The organism is Marinomonas ostreistagni, assembly GCF_016461785.1.
GTDB lineage: Bacteria > Pseudomonadota > Gammaproteobacteria > Pseudomonadales > Marinomonadaceae > Marinomonas > Marinomonas ostreistagni_A.
Map to the genome: position 1 here is coordinate 13,735 of NZ_JAEMUH010000019.1, position 17,312 is coordinate 31,046.

18 protein-coding genes are annotated in these 17,312 nt (G+C 44.9%); 12 read left to right on the forward strand and 6 right to left on the reverse strand.

Annotated elements, in window-relative coordinates:
• Positions 1-59: 59 nt before the first annotated feature.
• A complete protein-coding gene (locus JHD44_RS16865; RefSeq protein WP_199463934.1) occupies positions 60-1,271 on the reverse strand; it encodes an aromatic ring-hydroxylating oxygenase subunit alpha in 1,212 nt (403 codons plus the stop codon).
• A 311-nt stretch (positions 1,272-1,582) separates the two neighbouring features.
• On the opposite strand from JHD44_RS16865, the gene JHD44_RS16870 reads away from it, so the two are divergent.
• A complete protein-coding gene (locus tag JHD44_RS16870; protein WP_199463935.1) occupies positions 1,583-2,929 on the forward strand; it encodes an MmgE/PrpD family protein in 1,347 nt (448 codons plus the stop codon).
• Between the two features lie 68 nt (positions 2,930-2,997).
• Here JHD44_RS16870 and JHD44_RS16875 read toward each other — a convergent pair whose 3' ends face one another.
• Complete coding sequence (locus JHD44_RS16875) at positions 2,998-3,618, reverse strand: LysE/ArgO family amino acid transporter (protein ID WP_199463936.1); 621 nt, start codon at positions 3,616-3,618, stop codon at positions 2,998-3,000.
• Between the two features lie 117 nt (positions 3,619-3,735).
• Here JHD44_RS16875 and JHD44_RS16880 point away from each other — a divergent pair, with 117 nt between their 5' ends.
• The 7 genes from JHD44_RS16880 (at position 3,736) to JHD44_RS16910 (ending at position 9,966) form a co-directional block, all read left to right on the forward strand.
• Entirely contained in the window at positions 3,736-4,635 is a 900-nt protein-coding gene (locus tag JHD44_RS16880) for a LysR family transcriptional regulator ArgP (protein WP_199463937.1), read from the forward strand.
• Positions 4,636-4,766: 131 nt separating this feature from the next.
• A complete protein-coding gene (locus tag JHD44_RS16885) occupies positions 4,767-5,729 on the forward strand; it encodes a TRAP transporter substrate-binding protein (RefSeq protein ID WP_199463938.1) in 963 nt (320 codons plus the stop codon).
• A 55-nt stretch (positions 5,730-5,784) separates the two neighbouring features.
• Positions 5,785-6,297, forward strand: a complete 513-nt coding sequence (locus tag JHD44_RS16890; protein ID WP_199463939.1) for a TRAP transporter small permease — start codon at positions 5,785-5,787, stop codon at positions 6,295-6,297.
• A gap of 1 nt (position 6,298) precedes the next feature.
• On the forward strand, positions 6,299-7,606 hold the full coding sequence (locus tag JHD44_RS16895; protein ID WP_199463940.1) for a TRAP transporter large permease: 1,308 nt from the start codon (positions 6,299-6,301) through the stop codon (positions 7,604-7,606).
• Positions 7,607-7,615: 9 nt separating this feature from the next.
• Positions 7,616-8,347 carry a 5-oxoprolinase subunit PxpA gene (locus JHD44_RS16900; protein WP_199463941.1) on the forward strand — a complete coding sequence of 244 codons (732 nt, stop codon included), beginning with the start codon at positions 7,616-7,618 and terminating at the stop codon, positions 8,345-8,347.
• A gap of 7 nt (positions 8,348-8,354) precedes the next feature.
• Positions 8,355-9,053, forward strand: coding sequence for a 5-oxoprolinase subunit PxpB (gene pxpB, locus JHD44_RS16905; RefSeq protein ID WP_199463942.1), 699 nt, complete (start codon positions 8,355-8,357; stop codon positions 9,051-9,053).
• A complete protein-coding gene (locus JHD44_RS16910) occupies positions 9,043-9,966 on the forward strand; it encodes a biotin-dependent carboxyltransferase family protein (RefSeq protein WP_199463943.1) in 924 nt (307 codons plus the stop codon). The genes pxpB and JHD44_RS16910 overlap by 11 nt, the downstream gene beginning before the upstream one ends.
• A 3-nt stretch (positions 9,967-9,969) precedes the next feature.
• Here the strand turns inward: JHD44_RS16910 and JHD44_RS16915 are convergent, their stop codons facing one another.
• The gene (locus JHD44_RS16915) at positions 9,970-10,848 is read right to left on the reverse strand and encodes a LysR family transcriptional regulator (protein ID WP_199463944.1); all 879 of its coding nucleotides are present in this window, start codon (positions 10,846-10,848) and stop codon (positions 9,970-9,972) included.
• Between the two features lie 128 nt (positions 10,849-10,976).
• On the opposite strand from JHD44_RS16915, the gene JHD44_RS16920 reads away from it, so the two are divergent.
• Together JHD44_RS16920 and dinB are read left to right on the forward strand one after the other, a co-directional pair.
• Positions 10,977-11,402, forward strand: coding sequence for a VOC family protein (locus JHD44_RS16920; RefSeq protein ID WP_199463945.1), 426 nt, complete (start codon positions 10,977-10,979; stop codon positions 11,400-11,402).
• A gap of 148 nt (positions 11,403-11,550) precedes the next feature.
• Entirely contained in the window at positions 11,551-12,636 is a 1,086-nt protein-coding gene (dinB, locus tag JHD44_RS16925; protein ID WP_199463946.1) for a DNA polymerase IV, read from the forward strand.
• 3 nt (positions 12,637-12,639) lie between these two features.
• Here dinB and JHD44_RS16930 read toward each other — a convergent pair whose 3' ends face one another.
• Positions 12,640-14,010 carry an MATE family efflux transporter gene (locus JHD44_RS16930; RefSeq protein ID WP_199463947.1) on the reverse strand — a complete coding sequence of 457 codons (1,371 nt, stop codon included), beginning with the start codon at positions 14,008-14,010 and terminating at the stop codon, positions 12,640-12,642.
• 105 nt (positions 14,011-14,115) lie between these two features.
• On the opposite strand from JHD44_RS16930, the gene JHD44_RS16935 reads away from it, so the two are divergent.
• Positions 14,116-14,994 carry a LysR family transcriptional regulator gene (locus JHD44_RS16935; RefSeq protein ID WP_199463948.1) on the forward strand — a complete coding sequence of 293 codons (879 nt, stop codon included), beginning with the start codon at positions 14,116-14,118 and terminating at the stop codon, positions 14,992-14,994.
• Here the strand turns inward: JHD44_RS16935 and JHD44_RS16940 are convergent.
• Both JHD44_RS16940 and JHD44_RS16945 read right to left on the reverse strand, forming a co-directional pair.
• A complete protein-coding gene (locus JHD44_RS16940) occupies positions 14,991-15,890 on the reverse strand; it encodes a LysR family transcriptional regulator (protein WP_199463949.1) in 900 nt (299 codons plus the stop codon). The genes JHD44_RS16935 and JHD44_RS16940 overlap by 4 nt on opposite strands.
• A gap of 107 nt (positions 15,891-15,997) precedes the next feature.
• Complete coding sequence (locus tag JHD44_RS16945; RefSeq protein ID WP_199463950.1) at positions 15,998-16,462, reverse strand: Lrp/AsnC family transcriptional regulator; 465 nt, start codon at positions 16,460-16,462, stop codon at positions 15,998-16,000.
• Positions 16,463-16,603: 141 nt separating this feature from the next.
• Between JHD44_RS16945 and JHD44_RS16950 the strand changes: the two genes are divergently transcribed.
• Entirely contained in the window at positions 16,604-17,224 is a 621-nt protein-coding gene (locus tag JHD44_RS16950; protein WP_199463951.1) for a LysE family translocator, read from the forward strand.
• Positions 17,225-17,312: the final 88 nt, after the last annotated feature.

Below are 17,312 nucleotides of genomic sequence, written 5' to 3' on the forward strand. Positions count from 1 at the left end.
ATAACTTCCTGTAGACGAAAAAAGCGACCCGGAGGTCGCTTTAAAGAGTGTTGGTGCGATTATTTTGATAAGCGTTCTTTCATCGTATCGCAGTACCAATCAACAAACTGGCATACACCATTCTCGGCTATCTCTGAGAACGGGCCTGGGCGGTATGCAGGAGATTGAACACCGCGGAATGTCTCTTCAACAAGCTGGCGGTCTTGATCGTTTGTTGCAAGCCACACTTTGGTTAAATTGTCCAAATCGTAGTCAACGCCTTCTTGAGCATCTTTCGGTACTAGCCATTTAGTGGTGACTAACGTTTCCCCCGAGCTAAGAGGAAGTACTCTAAAGCTCAATGCATGATCGCCCAAAAAGTGGTTCCAAGTTGATGGGTAAAGGAAGTAAAGAAGCGCACCGATGTCCTCGACACCAGACTTATCAAGACGACCATTGACAGCGGGCTTTCCGGACATGGTGTAACTTACAGCTTTGGCTGAAAGTGGGATGCGCGTCATACGATAATTGCCTGTTTCTCCCATAACCAAACGGCTTGGTAGGCCTGCGGCCTCACATTTATTCCAATGTTCGGTAAGTTCAGGATCTTCCTCTCCGCCAACGCCTGCTACAGATAGGTTCTCAACAAATGAATTCAGTAATTCTGGGTGACTGCCATCGCAGTGATAACATTCACGATTGTTTTCGAACACTAACTTCCAATTGCCTTTTTCGACCAAATTAGATTCATAGGCTACCTTGCAGTTGTCTAAAAAGTGAGGCTCGATGAAAGGCGTCACAGCATCTCTAAATGGTGCGAAGTTAGGCGCTTCATCGGCAACACAGATATAGATGTAGCTATTCACAATCTCGCAGTTTACCGGCATTAAGCCATGTTCTTTTGGATTAAATTCAGCCCCCATGTTACCTGCAAATAAAAGGTTGCCATCTAGTCCAAATGTCCATTTGTGATAAGGACATACTAACTTTGCGTTCTTGCCTTTGTCATTTTGACAAATACGAGAACCTCGATGTCTGCAAGCGTTATGAAATGCTCTGACGATTCCTTGATCATCTCGAACAACTACTACAGGATAGTGTCCAACTTGTAGTGTAAAGTACTCACCAGGCTTTTCTATTTCAAAGGTGTGGCCAGCGAATATCCACTCCTTGTGCCAGATCTGGTTTAAATCCTCAGCGAAAACGTCTTCGTTAGTGTACAGCTCCCTGCTTAGAGCATGCCTAGGTTTGCGTTGCTTTACTAATTCTAGTGTTGATTCTGCGCTATTCATTGGTTCACTCCGTAATAAATACTGTTGTAATGCAATCGGGTAAAGGGGACCCAAACCAATGTTCCATAGTATTTATTTAGACTGGCTTATTAATGGAACGATTCTTTCTCTGCGATCCATTGCATTTTAGAAATGTAAACGACAACATCAAAATGACTTTTTATAGGGGGTATTTGAAAACATGTAATCATTGATAACATGAGGTATTTAATGATTATTAGAATAGGTATTGGAAATATTAAAAACAAAAATATATCTTGAGTGTGAATATTTAAATGTATTAATTAACAAGCTTTATAGGGAGGCTTGTTATGAAGAATATATTTAATTTTGTTGATGCTGTTCAATTCAATGAGATGCCAGAATTAACTGCTAAAAGAGTAAAGCATTCGCTACTGGATATTGTTGGGATCCTTGCTGCAACATCACGTAATTCGACCGTCAAAGCAGCTCAAGATTTTGCTTTGAAGCATTTCTGTGGAACTCCAGCTGACACAACACGTCTGTTTTTTAATGGGGCATCTGTTTCAACACTTGGTGCAGCATGGGTTGGTGGGTTTGGTGCAGACAGTCTTGATGGTCATGAGGGACACTTTTTGTCAAAAGGGCACGCTGGCGCGACAGTTGTCCCAAGCCTACTGATTCTAGCGGATGCGTATAAAGATGCTGGTCATAAAATAAGTGGCCATGAGTTCCTTAGCCTATTAGCAATAGGATATGAGACTTCCCTTAGAGCAGGCGTCTCATTGATTGAATCAACACCGTATTACCCTGCCTCGGGTGCCTTTTCAGGTATTGGTGTGGTGCTTGCTGGTGGAAGAATGATGTCTTGTAACCCAGAAGTTATCGAGCATGCGCTTGGTATCGCTGAGTACTTTTCACCGAGGTGCCCGATGATGAGAGTGGTAGACTACCCAACTATGTTAAGAGATGCCCACAGCGCAGGCGCATATTCAGGCATTAATGCTTTATATTTGGCTCAGGCTGGTATAACGGGCGCTCCTGCAGAAACATTGAAGTTCGAGCAATCACTTAAATACTGGCAATGTCTTGGTCAAAGCTGGGAAATTGACAATCAGTATTACAAGCCTTGGCCAGTATGTCGCTGGGCTCAGCCTGCCTTAACTGCTATTGAGAGGCTTCTGAATGATCAGCCCGAGATCTGTGGCAATGCTATTGAAACCATAAGAATTGAAACCTTCCACGAATCGACTAGGCTACAAGGTTATACCCCTAAAAACCGAGATGAAGCCGAGTATGGGCTTGCTTATCCTGTTGCTGCGATGGTGCATGCTGGCAAATTCGGACCTGAGCAGCTAACGGATGAGTTCCTTGTCGATGAAAACGTCTTGGCTCTTGCGAAAAGAGTAGAGATAGTGGAATCAAAAGAGCTTTCACAAAGGTTTCCAAGCGAAATCTTGTCTCGTGTAGAGATTCGTCTGAAAACAGGAGAAACGTTCTTGAGTCCTATTACTCAAGCAAAAGGTGACCCTGAAACGCCAATGTCGGAAAGTGATTTCCTCGATAAATTTTATATAAACACTAAAAGTGTTCTTACAGAAGAGCACCGTGATGCATTACTTGAAGAGTTGCTTAATTTAGAGCATCGACAAGACATATCGAGATTGCTTGAGCTGATATTTAAACCTAGTTTGTAAATACTCATTAGTGAAAATGACCAGCTGTATTTGTTAGACCAATTGGGGCAAAGCTGCCCCAATTTTATTTAAGCCAACGGTCCCATCAACATCAAAGTACTTAGTGTCAGCATAAACACTGCGATGATGGCGTCCAGTACACGCCACGCATTTGGGTTGTTAAATACGGGGATTAAAAGTTGTGATCCATAACCTAATGACATAAACCAAGCCACGCTGGCTAGGCAGGCGCCGATACCAAACGCTAGTTGCCCCAGCCCTGGATAATGGGTGGAAATACTGCCCAGTAAAACCATGGTATCAAGGTACACGTGGGGGTTTAGGAAGGTAAACGCCAAGCAGGTTAGCACTGCTTTTTTCAAAGAATTATGGTTGGCCGCATCGTCGGCATTGAGAGCGCCAGCACCCGACCAAGCACGCTTAGCGGCTTGTACCCCATAAAACGCAAGGAATGCAGCTCCGCCAAATTGCAGCACTTGCATCAGTTTAGGCCACTCTTTAACCAGTAAACCAGTGCCTGCCACGCCCAATGTGATCAGCAAAATATCGCTTATAGATGTTATCGCGACAATGATGCCAATGTGGTTGCGCATCAAACCTTGCCTAAGTACAAAAGCGTTTTGGGAGCCGATGGCAATGATAAGTCCCGCGCCTGTGGTAAAACCTGCAATTAAAGCTGTCAGTAACATTTAATAATCCAGTGAATGGTTAGATATTGAATAGGCTCATGATCTGAGAAAATTGAAAGTTAGTAAAATTAATAATTCTAGGTATAGTTAAGAAAAACTTATCTGAAGGCTATTCGCATGAGCTTGATACATCCCCAACTTGCGGCGTTCGCAGCAGTGATTGAAGAAGCGAGTTTTGATGGGGCGGCGCAACGTTTATCGGTGACGCCATCCGCCATTTCACAACGGGTCAAAGCATTAGAAGACCGTTTAGGACAAGTGCTCATCGTTCGACAATTACCTTGTCGACCGACAGAAGCAGGGGAAAAATTGCTGCGAAAAGTAAAGCCCATGTTGGCACTAGAAACAGAAGCTTATGAAGACTTTCAGCTTGAACAGCCCAACGCTGTGCATCGACGACTGGCCATCGCAGTTAATGATGATTCGTTAGAAACTTGGGTATTGCCAGCGTTGGCCACCTTAAATCAGGAGTTTGGTTACTTATTTGATGTCATCGTAGATGATCAAGACCACTCACTCAGCTTATTGCGAAATGGCAGTGCAGTAGGCGCTGTGACATCCGAAACCAAAGCCATCCAAGGGTGCGATATCCATGCGCTAGGCACCATGCGTTATCACGCCATTGCATCGCCGGAATTTAAGCAGCGCTTCTTTGCCGAAGGCTTAAACCTTGAGAGTTTAACCAAGGCGCCAATGTTGGTGTTTAGCCGTAAAGATGAGCTACAAAATCGCTTTATTCAGCAAGTAGTGGGGCATGATTTGTACCCACCAACGCACTACATTCCTACCTCAACTGGCTTTGTTGAAGCCGCAGCACTGCACCTTGGTTGGTGTATGGTGCCTGAATGTATGATTCAGCAGGCGCTTGCCGATGGGAAAGTAACCATGATTCATCCAAGTTTCACGGTCGATGTTCCACTGTACTGGCAACATGCTTCTATCCGCTCAACGACCCTGCAAAACCTAACCAAAGTCTTCGTTAATCAGGCACAGACAAAACTGGCAATTGTCGAGTAAATATATAAATATTTTTTGAGTTTTATAAAAAAATATTAGTTAGATTTTTGTGTATCAACTGTTTTAGTTTTTAGTAATCACAATGACGAAAGTCAAAATAACCATACTAAAAAACGAAAATAGGAACGCTCATGAAACCATTAAAATACACTCTAATTGCCAGTAGCCTGCTCGCAACCTCTGTTTTTGCAACCACATGGCATATGCCAACGCCCTATGGTGATGGCAACTTATCTACGCAACTTGCCTATGAATTTGCTGAAGAAGTGAAAGAAAAAACCGGTGGTGATTTAGACATTACCGTTCACTCGGGCGGCTCGCTTGTTAAGCACTTAGAGATCCCTCGTTCTGTTCGTACAGGGCAAGTTCAAATGGGGGAAATTTTTATGGCGATCATGGGTAATGAGGACCCTGTTTTCAAACACGATAATATCCCTTTCTTAGCCTCCACCTACCCTGATGCTAAATCCTTATGGGAGGCCGCTAAACCTGCAGTCGAGGAAAAGCTGGCAAAAAGTGGTATGCAGCTTCTGTATACGGTCGCTTGGCCAGCCCAAAGTCTGTACACCAAAATGCCAGTTTCAGACTTGGCGGATCTTAAAGGTGAAAAGATGCGCACAAACAGTCCATCGACTTCACGTCTTGCTGATTTAATGGGAACAGTTCCGACCACAGTACAAGTGCCAGATGTTCCTCAAGCATTTAGCACAGGAATCATTCAAGCTATGGTTACGTCACCATCGACAGGTGCTGATACGCAAGCTTGGGATTATGTGAGCTATTACACAGATATCAAAGCATGGATTCCGAAAAACATCGTGATTGTTAATAAGCGTGCCTTTGCTCGCTTGGATAAAGATACTCAAAAAATCATTATGGATGCGGCGCAACATGTAGAAGCCGAAGGCTGGAAGCGTGTTGTATTGCGTGGTGAAAGTGACACGCAAATCCTAAAAGATAATGGTATGACGGTGTCAGAGCCTACTGAGACCTTTGTGAAAGAACTGAAAGAAATTGGTGCTACGATGGCCTCTGAATGGGAAGCCGAAGATCCTGCCACTATCAGCAAAATCCTAGAGCGATACCAGCCTTAACCTCCATCTTCGCTGCGCTAATTTACTTGGCGCAGCGACCTTTCTAGGAGGCGTTATGACTTCTTTGAAAACCAAGGTCTACCAGCTCTCTGGTTGGCTTTCTGGCGCCTGTATTGTCGCCATTACGATTTTATTACTGCTGCAAATCATCGGTCGGATGTTCGGCTTCATTGTTCCTTCAGCAGAGGATTTTGCAGGGTTCGCTTTGGCCGCTTCTACATTTTTTGGCTTGGCTTATACCTTTCGTGAAGGTGGGCATATTAGGGTCACCCTTGTCATTCAACGGTTTGGCCGAATAGCACGACAGTGGCAAGAACGAGGCGTATTAGTACTTGCTGTCTTACTGAGTGCAGCGATCGCTTATGCCTGCTGTTTTATGGTGTATGAGTCTTACATTTATGAAGAAGTCTCTTATGGCTATGTACCTGTGCCGCTTTGGATTCCACAAGTGCCCGTAGCTCTTGGGGCAAGTGCATTGCTATTGGCTACATGTGATGCATTGTGGCAATCCCTAAACGGACAAGTGCCTGATTACATGAAATATGAAGACGAACTAGGGGAAGGCTAAGATGGATTTAACACTGATTTCAGTTGTGTTAGCTCTGGCGATGATTGCCATGCTCGCCTTAGGAGTTTGGGTGTCGTTTACCTTAATCGCCATTGGCGGGATTGGCTTAGTGCTCTCAGGCAACTATCAAGTTGATTTGCTATTTAGTACCTCTTCTTGGGGAGCCAGTACGGCGTGGTCACTTACGGCGTTACCCTTGTTTATTTGGATGGGAGAAATCCTGTTTCGAACGAGGCTTTCGACTGATCTATTTGAAGGCTTGTCTCCATGGCTTGGCAGTGTTCCAGGCAAGTTACTACACGTAAACATCTTAAGCTGTGGCATCTTCGCTGCTGTGTCAGGAAGCTCTGCTGCGACAGCCGCCACCATTGGCCGTATGACATTGCCAGAGTTAAAAAAGCAAGGTTACAACGATCGTATGGCGATTGGCACCTTAGCGGGTTCGGGTACACTTGGGCTGCTGATACCACCATCCATTATCTTAATTGTTTATGGGGTGGCAGCCGAAGTGTCTATCGCTCGATTGTTTGTCGCAGGGGCTATTCCTGGTTTGCTACTGATGGCTTTATTCATGGGCTACACCATGATTTGGGCACGATTAAACAAAGATGAACTGCCAGCGAAAACAACCGTGTCTTTGACGCTTAAACAAAAAATTGTTGCCATTCGTCGACTCTTTCCTGTGATGGGGCTGATTGGCTTCGTTTTGGGGTCAATATATGGTGGTTTAACAACACCAACGGAAGCCGCAGCGCTTGGTGTAACAGGGGCTTTGGCGTTAGCCGCGTTAACAGGTGCCTTAAGCATTGATAGCTTTAAGGAGAGTCTACTCGGTGCTGTGAAAAGTGCCTGTATGATTACCTTTATCCTTGTAGGCGCGCATTTTCTAACTGTTGCGATGGGTTTTCTTGGCATTCCTAAATCTCTAGCTGAATGGATTGCTGAGCTAAATCTTTCCCCGATGCTTTTGATCTTGTATCTAACGGTTTTCTTTATGGTGCTTGGCTGTTTCTTAGATGGCATCTCCGTAGTGGTGTTAACAGTAGCAGTGGTTTTACCGATGGTCGAAGCGGCAGGGATTGATCTACTTTGGTTCGGTATCTTCATCGTATTTGTTGTGGAAATGTCTCAAATCACCCCGCCAGTAGGCTTCAACTTATTCGTGATTCAAGCACTAACTGGTAAGAATATTTTGTATGTAGCGCGTGCTGCCTTGCCATTTTTCCTATTAATTGGCTTTGCCATTGTACTGGTCACGTTGTTCCCTGAACTGGTGACGTATTTACCAACGACTATGTCTCAGCGTTAAGGAGTTGTGATGTTATTAAATTGTGATATGGGTGAAGCGTTTGGTGCTTGGGTTATGGGGCAAGACGAACATATTATGCCGTTTGTCGACCAAGCTAATATTGCTTGTGGTTTTCATGCTTCAGACCCTTTAACGATGGCTAAAACAGTCAGTTTGGCAAAACAACATTCTGTATCAGTGGGCGCACATCCAGGCTTCCCAGACCTTGTGGGCTTTGGACGTCGCAAGATGGATATTGCAGCAGCGGAATTAAAAGCGCTTATTCAATATCAAGTGGGGGCTTTACAAGGTATTTGTCAGTCTCAGGGTATGAACTTAAGTTACGTGAAGCTTCATGGCGCGTTGTATAACCAGATGGCCTCCAATGAAATGACTTTAGACATTGTCATGCAAGCGGTGTCAGAAATCAGTGACACCTTGCCTTTGATGGTGATGGCCGTACCTGAGCGGGAAGCTATTTCTCGTCATGCCGAGCGCTATGGGTTGACGATATTGTACGAAGCGTTTGCTGATCGTCTTTACACTGCGGATGGACGGCTAACGCCAAGGTCTCAAACTGATGCAGTTCATAGCTCCGTTGAACTAATTGAACAACAAGTGCTAGGGCTATTGCAGCGTAGTGAAGTGACGACAGAAACCGATCAAGTTTTAGCCGTGAATGCGGATAGTATTTGTATTCATGGCGATAATCCTCATGCCTTGCAAGCGGTTAAACGTGTTCGACGTTTGTTGCAGGGGTAAATGTAAGATGAATTTTCCTACTGAGTGCCAATTTTTAAACAGTCAGACGTGTTTCTTTGAGTTTTCTAAAGAAGTCAGCGAAGAAGTATCGGAATACATTGCTTTGGTGGTTGCAGCATTAGAGCATGACCCTGGCATTGTCGATATTATTGCCTCTTACACAACGTTAATGGTTGTATTTGATCGTCATCAATATGATCGCCATAGCATCAGAAAGCGCTTTAAATGTATTTTCTCACAGCTTGCTAATGAACCGTCATTACAGGCGAAAGGTAAGTCTATTGAGATTCCTGTCTTTTATGACCCTGAAGTGGCTCCAGATTTACTGGATGTTGCAGAGCGTTGCCAGATAACACCCGAAGAAGTCATTGCGTTACATAGTGAACGAGTATATCGAGCGTATGCGATTGGTTTTATGCCTGGGTATGCTTATCTAGGGACACTAGACCCACGTATACAACTGCCGCGCCGTGATACGCCACGTTTAAAAGTCGCGAAAGGTACGGTCGCGTTTGCGGAAAAACAAACCGCAGTTTACCCAAGCGTCAGTCCGGGTGGTTGGCACTTAGTGGGCAGAACCCCGATTGAATTGGTTGATTGGAGTAGCGAATCTCTTTCCTTGATGAAAGTGGGAGACCGTATTCAGTTCAAAGCTATTTCGAGGGATGATTACGTCGCGTTAGGAGGAACTTTCCATGGCGTTTAAAGTGCTTAAGCCTGGGGTGTTATCCTTGCTTCAAGATTTAGGCCGTTATGGCTACCATGCAGTGGGCCTGTCTAATGGCGGTCCAATGGATGAATATGCGTTTCGACTAGCAAATCGATTGTTAGATAATAACCCCAATGCTCCACAAGTGGAAATCACTTACGGACTGTTAGTGCTTCAAGCTACTGCTGATACCACCATTGCATTGTGTGGTGCTGATCTCGGTGCCAAGTTGAACGATAAACCGCTTTTAGTATGGCAAACCTATGCGATTCAAGCAGGAGATCGTTTGAGCTTTCATCAACCGCAGCACGGTTTACGAGCTTATTTGGCGGTGAAGGGCGGCTTTCAATGTGAAGCGGCGTTAAGCAGTGTTTCTACTGTGATGCGCGAACATGTAGGTGGTTTAACCGGTAAAGGTGATAAACTACAGAAAGGTGATTTATTAGCGTTTGAGCCCTATTCGGAACCCTACCAGAATCGCGTACCCCGCCATGCGATTCCTGATTATTCCCAGACCAATATCCCCATGATTATGGGCTATCAGCACGAACATTTTAGTTGTGTTGAAAAGGCGCATTTCCTGTCGAGTAACTATCAAGTATCGCAAAGTTTTGATCGGATGGGTTATCGACTGGAGGGACGTTCTATCGCATACAGTGGAGACGGAATCATCTCAGAAGGAATAGCCTATGGATCAATTCAAATCCCCAAAGATGGACAACCGATTGTATTGCTCAAAGATCGCCAAACGATAGGTGGATATCCCAAAATGGGATGTGTCACAACATGGGGCGGATCACTTCTTTCGCAGAAGATGGCTGGAGATAGCGTTCACTTTGAGGCCATTCCAGTGGAAGAAGAGGAAAAAGAGTCATTGCTGTTTGAAGCACGTTTGAACTCTATTTCCTAGGAGTTATTCATCCAGCTGTTGGTAATAAGTCTCAATGGTCTGAATCAGTTCCGCGATGGCGGTGTTGTGCTGTTGGCTCCTTGGGTAAACTAAGCCGACTTCTCGAAAAAAGGTTTGTTTGCCAAGGGGCAATTCTGTGATGGAGGATTGCCAAGGTGAAAAATCAAACGCTTTTGGGATCAAGGCCACGCCAGCCCCCGCAGCGACTAATCCAATCAAGGCTTCTAGTTCATCGGCTTCACATTTCTCATCCACATCAACCGCCGCACGTTGAAGAAATCGGTCGACTTGTCGTCCACCGAATGAGGTTCGGTCGTAACGAATAAAAGGTTTGGTGATGAGTGCTTCACGCCAGTCTTGGCACTCCCAATCCTTAGGGGTGACGCAAACATAAGGCTCACTGACCAAAGGACGCCAGATCAAATCCGCATGCAAAGGAAAGGGTGGCATGATAGTCACAGCCAAGCTTAGCTCGCTGCTGTCTACTTGATCCACAAGGTTGATCGAAACCCCTGGTAAGATCTTAATGCGAACATTGGGTTGTGATTGAAAATAGTGCTGTAAAATATGCGGCAACGCATGCCTTTGCGCAGAGGAGATGGCGCCGATCTTTAAGGTTAACGCGTTAACGGTCGTTTCGGTGGAAGTACCTAAGCTGTTATAGCGATCGATGATGTCTTTGGCTTGATCGAGAATCTGGCGACCGGTGGCATTCAACTCAGCACTGCGTCCAACCTTATCAAACAGTTTTAATCCAAGCTCTTGTTCTAGTCGCTGCATCTGAGCGCTGACCGCAGCTTGAGTTAGGCCAATTTTATTACCAGCGGCGGCGAAAGTGCCTTCTTTTGCCACGACAAGAAGCGTTTTCAATTCTCGAATCATTCATAAAATTCCTTTATGTTTCTGTAAAAAATATATTGATTTTTTTACTGCATTTCCAGCATTAGAATGAATCCACAACAAGATAAAACGTTGTTTTAACGTTAGCTAGCCAACAAAAGGAAGCCAAAATGAGCCTACAACCATTTCACCTAGCCATCCCTGTTTACGATGTACCTTTAGCCCGCGCTTTTTACCGCGATGTCTTTGGTCTTGAGGAAGGGCGTTCAGCGGAAGCTTGGGTCGATTTTAACTTTTTCGGCCATCAACTAGTGATTCACAGCCATCCAAAAACACCTTCTCAAGAAAATGCCACGACCAACCCTGTGGATGGTCATGATGTGCCAGTCCCGCATTTTGGCGTCGTATTGGAATGGCAACAATGGGAAGATTTAGCCGAGCGCTTGAAGTCATTCGATACCAAATTTGTGATCGAGCCTTACATCCGTTTTAAAGGCCAAGTTGGTGAGCAAGCGACCATGTTCTTACTCGATCCATGTGGCAACGCGTTAGAGTTCAAAGCCTTTAAAGATATGAGCCAACTGTTTGCTAAGTAGTGGTTAGTTGATACATAAAACGCACCTTGAGCGCTCTCAATGTGCGTTTTTTCGTTATTAAGGAGCTAAGGTGGAGTCAAAAGTTCTGCTGGACAGCCTACGATGAGATATGTCTTAATACTGTTTATTTAAACAGTATATTGTCTCCATGCAAAATCCTTCTAGCTACCAAAAAAAGATTATCCATATTGATATGGATGCCTTCTTTGCGTCGGTAGAAATGCGTGATTTCCCTCAGTATCGCCATATTCCGTTGGCGGTTGGAGGGAATGAAAAGCAACGTGGGGTTATCAGTACTTGCAACTACGAAGCACGTAAATACGGTGTTCGTTCGGCTATGTCGACGGCGATTGCGAAGAAGCTTTGTCCACAGTTAACGGTGATTCCGGGTAGGATGCAGGTTTATAAAGATACCTCAGCTAAAATTCGGGCGATCTTTGCTCGCTATACGGATTTGATTGAGCCATTATCTTTGGACGAAGCCTATTTAGATGTCACACACTGCCAGCAACATCATGGTTCAGCGACCCTTATTGCTGAGGCCATACGAGATGAGATCCGAACAGAATTAAATCTAACGGCTTCTGCGGGCGTCGCCCCGATCAAATTCTTGGCTAAAATTGCCTCTGATATGAATAAACCGGATGGGCAATTTGTGATTACGCCTAATCAAGTGCAATCTGTGATTGACCAGTTGCCACTTGGCAAAATCCCAGGTGTCGGTAAAGTCAGCCTTGAGAAGCTCAATAACGCTGGGTTTTATGTCTGTTCCGATATTCGTAATGCCGATTACTTAGCGCTCGTAAGGCGCTTTGGGCGATTAGGTGATTCTCTTTGGAATAGAAGTCATGGGATTGATCCGCGAGAAGTCACGCCTCATCGTCAACGCAAATCTGTTGGCGTTGAAAGAACTTTTGCCACCAATATTTCAAGTTATGATGAGTGTTGGCAGGTGATCGAGAAGCGCTTATACCCTGAGTTACAGCAGCGCCTTGGACGTCATACTAAAGATAAAAGCATCACTAAGCAGGGTATCAAAGTAAAGTTTGCGGATTTCCAGCTTACAACTATTGAGCATGTTCACCAGAAGTTGGATCTTGATTACTTCAGAGATTTATTAGAGCAGGTTCTAAAGCGCCAGAATGGACGTGAAATCCGTCTATTAGGATTAAGTGTCATGCTAAAGTCCGAAGAAGAAGCTCGACAGCTTCCCTTGGACTTTGCTGAGTCATGATGTTTAAAAGAAGGGCAGTCCCTGTTTGGTTTTCATTTCGACGACTGACTCAGTACGGTGACTTAAAGACCGTATCAATATCGGTGCGACAATAATACTAAGCACGACGTTGGATAGTGGCAGCGCCAGCCATATTCCTTGTGTTCCCAACAATGCAGGAAAGGCCAACAAGAAAGGGATTTGAATCACAATATTTCCCAATGCAACGAGCATGGCTTCACGGTTTTGTCCAATAGACAAGAAATACACCGATGCGATGAATAGAAAACCGTCCAAGCACAAAGCAAATAAATGCAGTCGCATGCCTTCAATTGTAATTTGAACCAGTCCAGTTTGTTCAGTAGTAAATAATCCGATTAACTGCTCCGAAAAGATGTTGGCGATCAGTGTAGTGCATAAGCCAAGGCCTAAGACGATTTTTAAAGCCAATGTCATGGTGGTTTTTATGTGCTTAGGCTGCTTTGCCCCATAGTAATAACTGACAGGAGGCTGAATACCATTCGCTAACCCCTCTGCAATCAAGTAATAGAGCAGGGCAATATAATTGATAATTGCGAAGGCACTTACATACTCAACGGAGCCGTATTTAAGTAATAAGGTATTGTGGGCAGCAACAATAAAACTAAAGTATAGAAACATCACTAGGCCAGAGCTGCCTGCTTTCAGTACCTGCATCAGTTGTTTGAGATTAATAAACTCCAGCACTAAGCGAATGCTGGCTTTGTTTGAACAAAAATAAAGCAATGCAAACACAGCAACAGTGGCTTGAGAGATTACCGTAGCTATCGCCGCACCTTTTAAACCTAAATTCCAATGGCCGAGCATTAAATAATCTAAAACGATATTAAGCAGTGCACCTATCCCTAACAATAACGTAGCTAGGTTAGGGCGATCATCATTGCGAACCAGCATGGGCAAAGCACCTGATGCAATCGTCATGATCGCTCCCCATTGAAAAACACTGATGTAATCAAGGGCCCATTGATAAGCCGTTGCTTCAGCGCCTTGTAAGGTAAGTAGATAGCTACCACTCAATGCTAAGTGGCCACTGGAGACGATGGAAAGTAATAGAATCAGCCATAAAGAAGCAGTTAGACTACTGGACGCTTTTGTTTTATCACCTGCGCCACGTTGTTGAGACATGATGGCACCGCCCCCCATGCCCACTAAAATCCCAAAGCCAATGATTAGACCAAGGATTGGCCAAGCTAAGTTCATGGCTGCAAGACCATTTGCTCCGGCATAGTGTCCAACAAACAAGCCATCAATGACTTGATAAAGTCCATTGACCAGCATGCCCGCCACCGATGGGATGGCAAACCACCAAAAAGTTCGCTGAACAGAGCCTGTGATGGAAATAGATGCGTGTTCCATGATGTCACCTGAAGTTGATATCCATATATTATTAAATGAAAATAAGATGAACCAAAGTTAGTGTTCATCTCAAAAAGAGATGGAGTGGCGCAGGAGTAAGAGAGTTTGAATTGGACAATTGATCAATTAAAGATCTTTGAAATGGCCGCAACAGAAGGTTCTTTCTCAGCGGCTGCACGTAAACTTGGTAAAGCCCAATCCCGAGTGAGTACTGCGATCGCTGATTTAGAGTTAGATCTTGGGTCTGAACTATTCGACCGTTCTTTGCATACGCCGACACTAACCCCCTTTGGCCAAGAAATGCTAACTGAGGCTCGGTTTGTATTGGCTCAGCGAGATAGATTAAATGCCAGAGCCATGGCTGCCGTAGCAGGTCAAGATATTGAGTTAGTCATTGCAGGAGATGAGGCGGTCCCACTCGTTGGCTTTCAAACCATTTTCGCGCGATTGGCTGAGCAATTTCCAAATTTAAAGCTAACTCTCACACATGGCTCTAGAAACGATATTGCCGCCGCGGTGCTATCTGGCAGAGCCACTATGGGGGTGTTGTTCCGATCAAGTCAGTTAGACGATGACATAGAATTTCATTCTGTAGGTCATTTTAAACAAACTCTAATTGTTGCCAAAGATCACCCGCTTTGCAGAAAGGCATCCCCTAATTTGTCCCAGTTGCAAGCTTTTCGCCAGTTGGTGATTTGCGACCGTTTAGGAGAAAACCGAGCGGCACCGCTGACGTCTAACTACTGGCACATCGACAGTTATTATCAAATCTCTGAAATGGTGTCCATGGGGCTTGGTTGGGCGTTGGTGCCAGAACACATAGCGCTTTCCCCTTGGTATCGTGATTCTCTGATTAGCTTGTCCACTCAAAACATCCCGCAGTCCACCCTAGTCGAAGTGGGCGTGATAAAACGACGGGATCAGCATTTTGGTGAAGCCGGACAGTGGATACTCCGACAGCTAGAGCAGCTGTTTAATCATTAATCTAAGCTGAGCTCCCGAAGAATCGACGCAAAATTTAAGGTTGTTGGAGTCGGGTGGCGTTGTCGATAAGCCAAAGCGAGGCTGACCTTAGGTGTTGGGGCAGCAATGGGTCGGAAGGTAACGCCTGCAATGGACAGCTGTCGCATGGAATCAGGCAATAGAGACACGCCTAGATTCGCTGCAACGAGGGATAGTATGGAGGCGATTTGAGGTGCGGCGGGACCGAGTTTGGGCTCAAAGCCTGCTGCTCGACAGTTTTCCAGCACCGCATCGTGCAGGCTGATGGCGTCTTCTCTTGCGGTCATGATAAATGGGGAGTCAGCCAGTTCCTGTAAGGCAAGGGTTGCGTTTTCTGCTGTTGCGGCTAGGGGGTGATCACTCGGTAGTACCGCGATTAGCTCTTCCTCGATGATCTCGCGGATATACAAACTTGGATCATCGGAGCTCGATGGTCGAATAATGGCAATATCCAACTTTTTGTGTAGCAACAGCTCAACCAGTTTTAATGCCGTGGCCTCCTTGATTACCAACTCTACCTCTGGATACGCCGCTTGAAAGGCTTTTATGGTGGCTGGGATCTTTGGATTCAGCGCGGCGGTTCCGGTGAAGCCGAGGTGTAAACTACCGGATAGCCCTTTTGCTGCTCTTTGGCTTATGTGCAACGCATGCTGAGCTGTGGCGGGTAGATCTTTAACGGCTTGGTAAAATACTTCACCGGCTTCTGTTAGTTCCACTCCTTGCGGGATGCGATGAAATAAAGCCGCGCCTACTTCCCGTTCTAAATCCTTAATTTGCTGACTTAAAGGCGGTTGATTGATGCCTAGATTAGCCGCCGCGCGGGTCATGTTTTTTTCATCGGCTACCGCCAAAAAGTAGCGAATATGTCTTAGTTCCATAGGGATATTTTTAACATATGAAAGATTGGTTTTTCATAAATTAAAACACTGAGCAAGACTTAGCTATTCATCAAACAACATTCTTATTTCATAGATAATCAATGTGCTTAAACCTGCAATGCCTGTTTGCTTTTAATCGACGACAGCAGCATATAAGTGTGCAAACCGGAGATAAAGCTGGCTTGTAAGGTGTCGTTTATCAGGTGGTTAAACTCTTCCATGGTTTTACAGTAGACGTGCAGCATAAAGTCGTCTTCCCCTGTGATGGAGTGACACTCATGAATTAAGGGGTGATTCTGAATCAGTTCGATGGTTCTTTTGCGTGCATCGACTTCGCTTTTCCGGTACTGCACCATGATCACGGCGGAAACATCAATGCCGACTTTTTTCTTGTTTACGACTGCAACATAGTGGTCGATTACACCTTCCTCTTCTAGCCGCTTAATTCGACGAAAACACTGGGACGAAGACAATCCAATTTGCTCGGCAAGCTCAATACGGGGTATTTGGCTGTTTTGCTGAAGTAAGTTAAGAATGCTGATGTCATATCGATCAAGGGCGGGTTGCTGCATGATTAATGTCTCAAATTTAAGATTAATGAAATTATTCATGCATTTTGGGTTTTGGGTCAAGCCAATTTCGCTAAGAAAGTAGCGTAAGTTTTGGGGTACATTTTTAGTCCTTATCCCCTTACCAGCTCGTGAGAAAATGAAATGAATTTAGTCTTACTCAGTGTGTTTATTCCGACCTTCTTTTTTGTCTCTATCACTCCCGGAATGTGTATGACGTTGGCCTTGAGTCTTGGCTTAAGAGTCGGTTATCTGCGCACACTTTGGATGATGTTGGGTGAATTAATCGGCATTGGGTTAGTGTCACTTGCCGCTGCATTAGGGGTCGCGTCGATCATCGACAGCTACCCGTGGCTGTTTACCATGCTTAAATACGCAGGTGGTGCGTATCTGCTGTATTTGGGCATTTCTATGTGGCGCTCGAAGGGCAGTCTAGCTTTGTCAGCTCATAACGATGAACAAAAGAGCGGCAGCAATGTACAGTTAATGCTTCAAGGATTTGTGACTGCCGTGGCGAATCCTAAGGGGTGGGCGTTTATGATTTCTTTATTACCGCCTTTTATCGATAGCAGCCAATCGTTAGCGACACAGTTAGCCAGTCTTGTGGCTGTGATTTTAATAATAGAGTTTATTTGCATGAGCATTTACTCAATCGGTGGTAAAAGCCTAAAGCACCTGCTAAGTCACTCAGACAATATTCGCACCATGAATCGAATCTCAGGCGCCTTGATGGTATGCGTCAGCTTCTGGCTGGTGATGAGTTGAGTTATTCATGTTGATACTTTTTAGGTATGGAATACGATAGTACCATATATTAGAGCGCTTATTAGTGGCGCTCTAAAATGGTCTCACT